This is a genomic window from Pseudomonas sp. C32, from assembly GCF_030417915.1.
Lineage (GTDB): Bacteria > Pseudomonadota > Gammaproteobacteria > Pseudomonadales > Pseudomonadaceae > Aquipseudomonas.
This window is the reverse complement of the sequence record NZ_JAUHUK010000001.1, coordinates 266,612-278,059: the sequence shown is the minus strand read 5'-3', so window position 1 is coordinate 278,059 and position 11,448 is coordinate 266,612. Positions and strand designations below refer to the sequence as shown.

7 protein-coding genes are annotated in these 11,448 nt (G+C 60.8%); all 7 read right to left on the bottom strand.

Annotated elements, in window-relative coordinates; translation table 11 throughout:
- Positions 1-53: 53 nt before the first annotated feature.
- The 7 genes from QYH43_RS01285 to QYH43_RS01255 all read right to left on the bottom strand — a co-directional run bounded on the left by QYH43_RS01285 (position 54) and on the right by QYH43_RS01255 (position 11,358).
- Positions 54-398: a potassium channel family protein gene (locus QYH43_RS01285; protein ID WP_095059782.1), complete on the bottom strand. Its 345-nt coding sequence runs from the start codon at positions 396-398 to the stop codon at positions 54-56.
- A 301-nt stretch (positions 399-699) separates the two neighbouring features.
- Positions 700-2,343: a fatty acid--CoA ligase gene (locus QYH43_RS01280; protein WP_095059783.1), complete on the bottom strand. Its 1,644-nt coding sequence runs from the start codon at positions 2,341-2,343 to the stop codon at positions 700-702.
- A gap of 31 nt (positions 2,344-2,374) precedes the next feature.
- Entirely contained in the window at positions 2,375-4,153 is a 1,779-nt protein-coding gene (locus tag QYH43_RS01275; protein WP_095152109.1) for an acyl-CoA dehydrogenase C-terminal domain-containing protein, read from the bottom strand.
- Between the two features lie 6 nt (positions 4,154-4,159).
- Positions 4,160-6,694, bottom strand: coding sequence for an MMPL family transporter (locus QYH43_RS01270; RefSeq protein ID WP_095152108.1), 2,535 nt, complete (start codon positions 6,692-6,694; stop codon positions 4,160-4,162).
- Positions 6,695-6,710: 16 nt separating this feature from the next.
- Positions 6,711-7,802, bottom strand: a complete 1,092-nt coding sequence (locus tag QYH43_RS01265; RefSeq protein ID WP_095059786.1) for a YCF48-related protein — start codon at positions 7,800-7,802, stop codon at positions 6,711-6,713.
- A gap of 152 nt (positions 7,803-7,954) precedes the next feature.
- Positions 7,955-9,313, bottom strand: coding sequence for a DUF1329 domain-containing protein (locus tag QYH43_RS01260; protein WP_095059787.1), 1,359 nt, complete (start codon positions 9,311-9,313; stop codon positions 7,955-7,957).
- A 41-nt stretch (positions 9,314-9,354) separates the two neighbouring features.
- Positions 9,355-11,358 (bottom strand): DUF1302 domain-containing protein, encoded by a 2,004-nt coding sequence (locus QYH43_RS01255; RefSeq protein WP_301155956.1) that lies wholly within the window; start codon positions 11,356-11,358, stop codon positions 9,355-9,357.
- Between the last annotated feature and the right edge of the window lie 90 nt (positions 11,359-11,448).

The following is an 11,448-nucleotide window of genomic DNA, read 5'->3' as shown; positions in this document are numbered from 1 at the left end:
CCTTGAGACCTTCGCGAGCCTGCTCGCTCCTACAGGGGATTTGGGTTGGGACTCTACTCTTTATCCTTGCGCGACGCCGTCACCGTCACTTCAATCGCCCGGACGGCGATCGCCGCGAAGGTCGCGGTCATCAGTACGCCGTTGAAACCCAGCAGGATCGCCAAAAAGCGCGAGACACCCAGCTTGGGCACGAACTCTCCGTAGCCGATGGTCAGGCCCGTCACAAACGCGAAGTAGACACCTTCACCCGCGGTCCAGCCTTCCAGATGGGCGATGATGAGGCCACACGCGATGATCACCAGCAGCAGGATCGAGAAGATCGGCCATACCACTTTGAAGTAGAACCAGACGGCTTTGTAGAACTCTTGGCGGATGTTTGAGGCACGGGAGACGTTCATGGGGAGCTTCCTGGGGTTTGACTGACCGGCAATGGAGTGCGCGGTGGTTCAATACCCCGTTCAGCTTGGCACAAACGTTGAAAACTGCGACTTACGGGGCGAAGAACTATGACAAAGATGAGGCCCTGAACGCTATCCAGAAACCGCCTGACAGCGGTGAATTCCTGTAGGAGCGAGCGCGCTCGCGATGGTCGTTAACGAAAACGCGTGTTTTCTGGCTAAACGCGGCGCTCTCCAGTCCATCGTCGGAACGCCGCCCGGAGCAGGCTCGCTCCTACAGCAGCAGTGGCAGGTTTATCCCTCAGTTCGCTGCGTTTTCCCGAATCAGCTTCTTGTTGATCTTGCCGACGCTGGTCTTGGGGATTTCGGTCACGAATTTGAACTGCTTCGGGATCGCCCATTTGTTGATGCGCCCGCCGTCGACGAAGGCTTGCAGATGCACTTCCAGGATCTTGCGGTCCAGGTATTGCCCTGGCTCGCAGACGACCATGGCCATCGGGCGTTCGCCCCACTGTTCATCGACGATGCCCACCACCGCGACCGACATGACCGCCGGGTGTTCGCTAATCAGGCTTTCCAGTTCCAGGGAGCTGATCCACTCACCGCCGGTCTTGATCACGTCCTTGATGCGGTCCTTGATTTCCACGCCGCCCAGCGGGTCGATCGAGGCCATGTCACCGGTGTGCAGCCAGCCGTCGAGCCAGAGCTCAGCGCCTTTTTCCGGTTCTTTCAAATAGCCTTGGGTCAGCCAAGGTGCACGGACGACGATTTCACCGAGGGCTTCACCGTCGTGGGCGACATCTTTGCCATCGGCATCGATGATTTTCAAATCGACCATCGGCACCGGCGTCCCGGTCTTGATGCGCGTCGGCAGTTGGTCTTCGGCGGACAGTTGACGGTCGGCGTCGCGCAAGTAAGTCAGGCACAGCAACGGGCAGGTTTCCGACATGCCGTAACCGGCGTGTACCACCATGCCTTTGGCATTGGCTTCGGTGGCGATGCCCAGGGTCAGCGCACTGCCGCCGAGGAGCATTTTCCAGCCGTCGAAACGGGTCGCCTTGCCTTCTTCACAGTTGAGGATCATCTGCAAAATGGTCGGTACGCAGTGGGAGAAGGTCACCTTCTCTTCGCGGTACAGCTTGACCAGGCTGTTGGGTTCGTAGCGGCCGGGGTAGACCTGCTTGATGCCCATCAGCGTCGCGACATACGGCACGCCCCACGCATGCACGTGGAACATCGGCGTGATCGGCATGTACACGTCGTCAGAGCGCAACAGCGGCGCGCCTTGATAGACGCCCAGCGTGCCGACGGCATTGAGGGTGTGCAGGACCAGTTGGCGATGGCTGAAGTACACGCCTTTCGGGTCGCCGGTGGTGCCGGTGGTGTAGAACAGGGTTGCCACCGAGTTCTCGTCGAAGTCGGGGAAGTCGTACTGCTCCGAAGCCAGGGACAATACGTGCTCGTACTCGCCCAACACCGGCAGCGAGGTCTTGGTCGCCTCGTCATCGGTGAGTTGCAGGTAGCCTTTGACGGTTTCCAGGCGGCCGTGGATCTGCTCGACCAGTGGCAGGAAATCATCATGCACCAGCACCAGGTCATCCTCGGCGTGGTTCATGGTGAACAGCACTTGCTCCGGCGACAGGCGAATGTTCACCGTGTGCAGCACCGCGCCGATCATCGGCACGGCGAAGAAGCATTCCAGGTAGCGGTGGCTGTCCCAGTCGAGCAACGCCACGGTGTCGCCAGCCTTGACGCCGGCGGCGGTCAGCGCATTGGCCAGGCGGCGAATACGCTTGTTGAGGGTCTCGTAGCTGTAGCGCAGCTTGTCGGCGTAGACGATTTCCCGGCCCGGCTCGTAGCGCACGCCGGACAGCAGCAATTGCTTGATCAGCAACGGATAGGCATAGGCGCCGTCAGCGGGCGGAATTATTTTTGTCGCCATCATGTATGTGATTCCCGATCCTTGTTATGTGGGCTCAGAACTGCTCGGCTTCCAGCAGGTAGAGGCATTCACTGCCAGCTTTGGCTGACGCGCTCAACGAGTGGATACGTGGCAGCAGTCGGGCAAAGTAGAACCGTGCGGTACCGAGTTTGCTGGCATAGAAATCGTCTTCGCCTTCTTTGCCCAGCGCGGCCTTGGCCATCAACGCCCACATGTAGGCGTAGGCGGTGTAGCCGAACACTTGCAGGTAATCGACCGAAGCCGCGCCGATTTCATTCGGGTTGTTGGGTGCGCGGTCGAGCAACCAGGCGGTCAGTTCGTCGAGGGTGTCGACGGCGGCGTTCAGCGGCTGGGTGAACTCGGCAAGGTCAGCGCCAGCGTTGGCGGTGAAATCGCGAATTTCCGAAGCGAACAGGCGATAGAGCGAACCGCCGCTGCCGACGATCTTGCGCCCGGCCAGGTCCAGGGACTGGATGCCGTTGGTGCCTTCGTAGATCTGGGTGATGCGCACATCACGCACCAGTTGCTCCTGGCCCCACTCGCGGATATAGCCGTGGCCGCCGAAGATCTGTTGGCCATGAATGGTAGTTTCCAGGCCCATGTCGGTGAGGAATGCCTTGGCCACTGGGGTCAGCAGCGACACCAGTTCCTGTGCGCGGGTCCGGGCCGCCGGGTCTTCGCTGAACTTGGAGATGTCCAGTTGCAGGGCCACGTAGCTGGAGAATGCACGGCCGCCTTCGTTCAAGGCTTTCATGGTCAGCAGCATGCGGCGCACGTCCGGGTGCACGATGATCGGGTCGGCCGCTTTGTCCTTGTGCTGCGCGCCGGTCGGTGCGCGGCTTTGCAGGCGGTCACGGGCGTACAACAGCGCGTTCTGGTACGAACGCTCACCCTGCGCCAGGCCTTGGATACCAACGCCCAGACGCTCGTAGTTCATCATGGTGAACATCGCCGCCAGGCCTTTGTTCGGTGCGTCGACGATCCAGCCGGTCGCGCCGTCAAAGTTCATCACGCAGGTCGCGGACGCCTTGATGCCCATCTTGTGTTCGATGGAACCGCAGGACAGCAAATTGTTTTCACCCAGCGAGCCGTCGGCATTGACCAGCACTTTCGGCACCAGGAACAGCGAGATGCCTTTCGGCCCCGCGGGTGCATCGGGCAGGCGAGCCAGTACCAGATGGATGATGTTTTCGGTGAGGTCGTGTTCGCCGCCGGTGATGAAGATCTTGCTGCCGCTGATGGCGTAGCTACCGTCGGCCTGAGGTTCGGCCTTGGTGCGAATCATGCCCAGGTCGGTGCCGGCATGGGCTTCGGTCAGGCACATCGAACCGGTCCAGGTGCCGGCGTACATGTTCGGCAAATAGGTGGCTTTCAGTTCTTCGCTGGCGTGAGCGTTGATCGACAGGCAGGCGCCGGCGGTCAGCATCGGGTACAGACCGAACGACAGGCTGGCCGAGTTGACCATCTCTTCGACCTGCGCCGAAATGGCCTTGGGCATGCCCATGCCACCGAACTGCGGATCACCGCCGACACCGACCCAACCGCCTTCGGCGAAGGCCTGGTAAGCCGCGATGAAACCGTCCGGCGCGGTGACTGCGCCTTCGCTCCAGGTGCAGCCCTGCTCGTCGCTGGCGCGGTTGAGCGGCGCGATGACGCCGGCGCTGATCTTGCCGGCCTCTTCTAGGATCGCGGCGGCGGTGTCTTCATCGATCACGTCGGCCAGGCCAGGCAAATTGGCCCACAGCCGGGACACCTCAAAAACCTCGTTGAGGACGAAGCGCATGTCGCGCAAAGGAGCTTTGTAATCAGACATCTTGGCTTACTCGGGAATAGTCAGGGCATTGGGTATGCCGGGACGTTGAGTGGTTTCGGTGTTGTCGGTGGACGCTTCGTCGCCGTCGGTAGCGTCACTGCGCTCCAGCACCGGCGTACGCAACAGGAAGTACGACAGCGCAGGAATGAGGATCAGCGCGCCGAGCATGTTCCACAGGAACATGAAGGTCAGCAGGATGCCCATGTCGGCCTGGAACTTGATCGGCGACCAGACCCAGCACACCACGCCTGCCGCCAGGGTGATGCCCACCAGCCCGACCACGCGGCCGGTGAACGACACGGCATTGCGGTAGGCCTCGGACAGTGGCATGCCCTGTCGCTGGAAGTGCAACTGCACACTGAGCAGGTACAAGGCGTAGTCCACGCCAATCCCCACCCCGAGCGCGATCACCGGCAGGGTCGCGACTTTCACGCCGATGCCCATGGCTACCATCAAGGCTTCGCAGAGGATCGAGGTCAGCACCAGCGGCAACAGGGCCACCAGCGTCGCGCGCCAGCTGCGGAAGGTGATCAGGCAGAACAACGTTACCGCGGCATACACGTACAGCAGCATGGTGTGGTTGGCTTCACGCACCACGATATTGGTCGCCGCCTCGATCCCGGCGCTGCCGGCAGCGAGCAGGAACTGGCGATCTTCGGTGCTGTTTTCCTTGGCGAACTTGTCGGCAATCGCGACCACGGCATCGAGGGTTTCAGCCTTGTGATCCTTGAGGAAGGCGATCACCGGCATCAGCGAACAATCGGTGTTGAACAGCTCCGGGGAGTTGACCGAGGCTTGTTGCGCGGCGTAGTTGAGCACGTCCTGGTTGCGTTGGACGCTGTTGAGCTTGGGGTTGCCTTCATAAGTGCCGGCGGTGATCTGTCGCACCGCGTTGACCAGCGAAGACGTCGCCTGCACGCCCGGATACTGCTGCAGCTCCCAGGCCAGGCGATCAGCGAGCACCAGGGTCTTGTAGTTCAGGCAGCCTTCCGGCGCGGTCTTGATCATCACCGCGAACAGGTCGCTGGACAGCGCGTAATGCTGAGTGATGTAGGCGTTGTCGCGGTTGTAGCGCGAGTCGGCGCGCAACTCCGGCGCCCCGCTTTCCAGGTCGCCGATCTTCAGGTCCAGGCTGACCACGAAACCGCCAATGCCCATCAACACTGCAACCAGAACAGCGCCGGTGGCCCACTTGGCCGTGGTGAAGCGATCGAGCGCGTCCCACAGTCTGCCAAAGCCTTTGTGCTTCTCGGCGCGGTTGTCGATTTTCAGCGCACGCTCGGCGGCTTTCGCGCCAACGCCCACATAGGACAGTGCAACCGGCATCAACAACAGCGAGGTGAAGATCAGTACCGCAACGCCGATGCTGGCGGTGATTGCCAGGTCCTGGATCACCGGAATGTCGATCAGCATCAGCACGGCGAAGCCCACGGCGTCGGCCAGCAGCGCGGTGACACCGGCGATGAACAGACGACGGAAGGTGTAACGCGCAGCGATCAGTTTATGGGTGCCACGGGCGATGTCCTGCATGATGCCGTTCATCTTCTGCGCGGCATGGGACACGCCGATGGCGAAGATCAGGAACGGCACCAGCACCGAATACGGGTCGATGGCGTAGCCGAGCCAGGCGACGATGCCCAGTTGCCAGACCACCGCGATCAGCGAGCAGCCGACCACCAGCAGGGTGCTGCGTACGCAACGGGTGTAGGCATAAATGATGATCAGCGAAGTGACCACGGCCAGGCCGAAGAACATCATCACCTGGATCAGGCCGTCGATCAGGTCGCCCATCAGTTTGGCGAAGCCGATCACCCGGACCTTGTAATGACCGGTGCCTTCGACACCGGATTTACGCGCAGCGCTGTCGCCGCCGTATTCGATCTTGTCGCGCAACTGCTCTTCGAGCATCTGCGAGAATTCGTGGTAGTTGATGCGTTGGCCACCGGCGGCGGCTTTGTCCATCAGCGGCACGATCAGCATGGTCGACTTGAAGTCGCTGGCCACCAGGCTGCCGACGATGCCGGCGCGGGAAATGTTCTGGCGCAGTTGTTCGATCTGCTCAGGCTGCCCCGAATAGGTGTCGGGCATCACCGGGCCACCCTGGAAACCGTCCTCGGTGACTTCGGTCCAGCGCACGGCCGGGCTCCACAGCGACTTCATCCACGCACGTTCGACACCTTCGGTGAGGAATAGCTGGTCGTTGACCTGCTTGAGCACGTCGAGGTATTCGGGGTCGAAAATATCGCCCTTGGTGTTCTCGACCACCACGCGCACCGAGTTGCCCAAGCCGCGCAGTGACGCGCGGTTTTCCAGGAAGTTCTGGATATAGGGTTGGCTCTGCGGAATCATTTTTTCAAAGCTTGGGCGCAACTCCAGGCGAGTCACGGCCATGAAGCCCAGCACCACGGTCGCCAGCGCCATCAGCAGCATGAACAGCGGGCGGTAGTTGAACACCAGCCGTTCGAGGAGGTTGCCGGATTGCTGATCGAAATCACGCAGATCGCGGATCACCGGCATGGCGTCTTGTTTGATATTGCCCATGTCTGGGTTCTCGCTCTTAGGGTTCGAGGGCTGGATCGACGGCAAGCGTCTGGGCGCCACGGCTGCCCGCTACCACCAATACGCCATCGGCGGACTGGGTGGCACCGGCAACCGGTGTGCGCGCAGGTTGCTGTTTGAGGCGCAATTGCGCACCAGTCCCTTGGCTGACCAACATCTGCCCGCCCTGAGTGAACAGGCGGTAATTGCCATGGTCATCGATCAGTCCGGCGGTGATGCTGACGTGCAGGCCGCTGTCCAGCGCGGTCCAGTTCTGGCCGCCATCGGTGCTGCGCAGGATGTTGCCGCGCAGGCCATACACCAGCACTTCGCCGGGCTTGCCGATCACACCGAAGAAGCTGCCCTGATAAGGCGTCGGCACGGCGGCAAAACGTTGGGCGCTTTCATCCCACTTGAGCAGCAAGCCTTGCTCGCCCGCGATGTACACACTGTCGCCAGTGGAAGCGATGGCGTTGAGGTGGAAACCCTGGGGGTTGTCGGTACGGTCCTGATAAGGCGTCCAGGTCTGACCACCGTCGTCGGTGCGCAGGATCAGGTTGAACACGCCGACTACATAGCCGGTTTTTTCGTTGGCGAACCAGACGTCGAGCAGCGGTTTGTCCGCGCCCTGATCGACTAGTCGTTGGCCTTCCATGGCCAACTGGGGCCATTGCTCATTGCCCGGTTCGGCGCTGGCGAGCGCCGTGTAATGCTTGACCAGCAAGGCGCCGATCTGGCGGCCGTCGAGCTGTTTTTGCCAAGTCGCACCGGCGTCGCTGCTGTGCAGCACCACGCCGTCATTACCCACCGCCCAACCTTGGGTGGCAGTCGGAAAATTCACCGCAGTGAGGTCAGCGCTGGCCGGCACGACGGCCTGTTGCCAGTGCTTTGCGGAATCATCGGAAAACAGAATATGGCCACGCTGGCCAACGGTAATCACGCGCTCACCGGCACGGGTCATGCCGGACAACGGGCTCTTGATGGCCAAGGCACTCACCTTGGCGGGCAGGTCCAGCACGTCGACATAATCGGCCGCCTGGGTGACGCCCTGCGACAGGCAGAGCACAACGCCAAGCGCCAGTTGCAACCTATTATTTTTATACGAACACATACTGCGTCCTCTTCGGAAAACCGCGCCGGGGCACACACAGGTGTGCCTGACGTTAAAACCTGGCGTTCGTAGCGATCGGCGCGAACCGACCGCCGACGGTCTCACCGCCTTGTGGGCGGTGGACCGAACGGGCGCATTTTTTTGCGATTGGCTTAGCGAATGCCGGCGCCGGCCAGGGATTCCGAGGACCACTGGGCCTTGGAGAGCGGCTCGATGTACTTGATGCCGCCGTAAGGGCCGACTACACCGTTGATGTTGTAGGAACCGCCTACCAGGTCATAGATCATGAACGGGGTGGAGTCCGGAACCTGCTTGTCATAGCTCTGGCTGAGGAAGGCGAAGGAACCGCGATAGAGCTGACCACGAGCGTCATATTGATCCGAGGCCAAAGCGGTCCAGCTGTCTTCGTCGAGGTAGAAGCGACGCTTCTGGTAGATGTGACGTGCACCGGCCTTGAGGTTGCCTTCCACGACCCATACGCGGTGTTTTTCCCAGCGTACGAAGTCAGGTGACAGGTGATTGGCGGTGGTCAGCGACTTCGGATCCTGCACGTAGGTCAGCTTGTAGGTGTTGTAAGGCACGATCATTTCTTGCTTGCCGACCAGTTTCCAGTCGTAGCGATCCAGTGCACCGTTGAACACGAACACGTCATCGTAGGTGCCCGCACCGGCGGTACCTGGGTTAGGCGTGTCGTAAGCCAGGCTCGGCGCCAGTTTCACTCGACGCTGCCCCGGCAAGTACTGCCAGGCGCGACGCGGTTGCTGCAACGGGTTGGCGGCGTCCTTGAGCATGATCGCCTCACCGGCACGGCGCGCAGGACCGGTGTACGCCAGCTTCATCTGGTAGTACACGTCGGCGCTGCTGATCGGCTGCGAGAGGTTTTCATAGATCGGGTAGGAGATGTTCGCTTGCCCGGTGGTCGCCAGGGTCGGGACACCTGCGGAGTCGACGTTCCAGGAGTCGTACTTGGAGCTGATGCTCACACCCTGATAACGCAACAGGAAGTTCCACATCGCTTCGTTACCCGTCTGCGGAATCGGGAACGGAATGCCCGGCAGAACGTTGTCGATGGCCAGGCCACCTTCCAGGGACTTGGCACCGACGGCGTTTTTCACGCCGTTGTCCAGAATCGCCTGAGGCAGCGACACGGTGCGGTGCGTCGGGAACACGTCGACACGGAACGTCGGGAAACGCTTGGCCAGTTCTACCGTGGTCGCTGTGAGCAAGCCCTTGTACTGATCGACGTTCTTGCCGTCGATCACCAGCACAGGTTTTTCACTGGCAAACGGATCCGGACGCATGCTGTCACCGGTCTTGAAGCTGGCCGGTGGAGTGGTCAAGCCACCGTTGTAGGCAGGAATGGAACCATCAGCGTTCCCGGCTTTTTCAGCCCCTACCTGGGTCAGGCTAGCGCCAAGCTTGGCAGCTTCCTGAGGTGAAACAGCAGCCTGTGCCTGAGCGGCGAAGACCATGGCCAGCGAAGCGGCCAACACGGTTTTTACAAATTTCATGTTGTTATTCTCCTGCTTGCGTTAAGCAAATCAGTGGTGAATCAGAATGTAGTTTTCATCGTCAGGTACACCGCGCCACGATCCTCAGTCGTAGCACCACCACCGGAGAAGGCTGAGTAGCCACCGGCGTAGCAGGCGTAGTTTTCGTTGCCGCTAAAGGCGTTCGGGGTAGAGCCGTCACCACCGGTTGGGCCGGTACTCACACCACTTTTTTCGCACTTGTCGGTCTGGCCGAAGGAGTCCACGTACTTCAGGTCGACAAAGTATTTGTTGTACACAACGGCACCCACGCCGAGGGCATAGGTACCGGTGTCTTTGGCACCGCCACCGGTGACCGGGGACACGCCATCGAGACCGACGTTGACGGACATCGGTGCGTTGAAGTCAACACCCGGGAACACCTGGTACCAGGTTGGGGTGAAGTTGACCGCAAGGCCCCAGTTGTCACGGGTCGGTGCGTCAATGCCGCGATAGCTGGACTTGCCCTTGTAGAGCGCCTCGTTTTCGCTATCGAGCTTGAGCAGGTTGCTGTAGTACAGCTCGGCCAGCACAGTCGCCTGGTCGAACATCGGGGTTTTCGGGAAGGTCATCAGACCGTTGAGCGTCCAGTGCAAGGTGTCGCCGGTGGCGCTCATGCTGTCGCCACGGCTCGGGGCGTCATAGACCACACCGGTGGCGTCCGTACGTGCAGGCAATAGACCGAGGCCTTTACCCAGACCCAGCGGGCTGGTGGTGCTGACGATCGCCGGAATACTGGCCAACGGCATGTTGTGGCGAACGTTCAGGTCCGAACCCACGCTCACCCCGCCCACGTCCTTGGACAAGCTCAGGCCGGCAATCTTGATGTTGTCGGCATAGGCCAGTTGGTAGGAGGCGGTGCTCAGGGAGTTAAGGGTGTTGACCACTGCAGGCACTTGCCCGGCCGGACGGGTGCCGTTCGGGTTGGCCGAGGTCAGACCTCGGGCATCCAGATAGGCTTGCGGCAGGATTTCCGACGTTTCGCGGTAGTAAACGCCGAGGGTGCCATCCAGCCAGGTCGGCGACCATTTGGCCATGATGCCCCAGTCGCCGCTGTCATGCGGCGTCAGGTCCTTACCGCGACGCACGTTGGTCAAACCGTTGCATGGCGCCAGGCCACAACCCAGCGGGCTGCCCTGAACCCTGCCGTTGGTGTTGCCCAACAGGAACGATTGCGCACCAAAGCCGACCAGATCGGAACCACCGTAATAAGTGCCGGCTTCCGGCAGACGCGCAGCATCCCAATTCAGGAAGTACTGGGCACCCACGGTCAATTCCGGATTGACGGTGAACGACATCGACAGCTGGTTACGCGGTACAAACAGTTCTTTGGCTTCGGTACCCGGCGACGCGGCCAGTTTGGCCAGGTCGAGCCCGGACTGACCGTAGCTCATCGAATGCACTGGGTTGAGAATGGTCTCGCCCCAGAACACGTTGTGCTGGCCGGCCTTGGCGCTGAACATCGACTCTTCGCCAACTTCAGTGCTGTAGAACACGAAGGCGTCGAGGATTTCACCGGAAGGACCGGTGTAGTAACGCGAGGCATAGTTGCTCAGGTGCGAGCTGCCATTGCCGACGTTGTCATTGACGACCCCGGCCAGGCGTGGATCGTTGGCGACCAGGCCCGAACGTGCATCGTTGCCGTTGACGAACGGGTTGGAATTGGAGCCGACGTTCTCATAGGCCTTGTCGTACCAGCTGGCGGCGCTGACGCGAAAGCCCATGGCGTTTTTGAAGACCACATCCATCTCGGTCAGCAAGTCGACGCGATTGGTGATGTTGGTCCCGGCCTTGCGGAAGTTGTAGTCGCCGTCGTTGTTGTTCGGCGCTGCCAACATGCGCTTGTCGGCGCTTTCAGTGCGAACACCGTAGTTGTACTTGATGGTGTTATCCACGCGTACGTTCCAGTCCGCGTTGCCCGTATCGATCTCGACCGCATGGGCCGCCGGCACGGTTGCCGCGAGAATGGCCGAAGCCAGCAAGGTATAGCGTGGAGTGGTGAAGCCGTAACTCTTATTGTTGTGCATTGCGTTGTCTCCGCCTTTTTGTCTTTGTTTTAAGCGCAGCCGCCCTCGCGCATTCCTCTGCGGGTTTGCGTTTCCAGGAGTGAGGGCAAA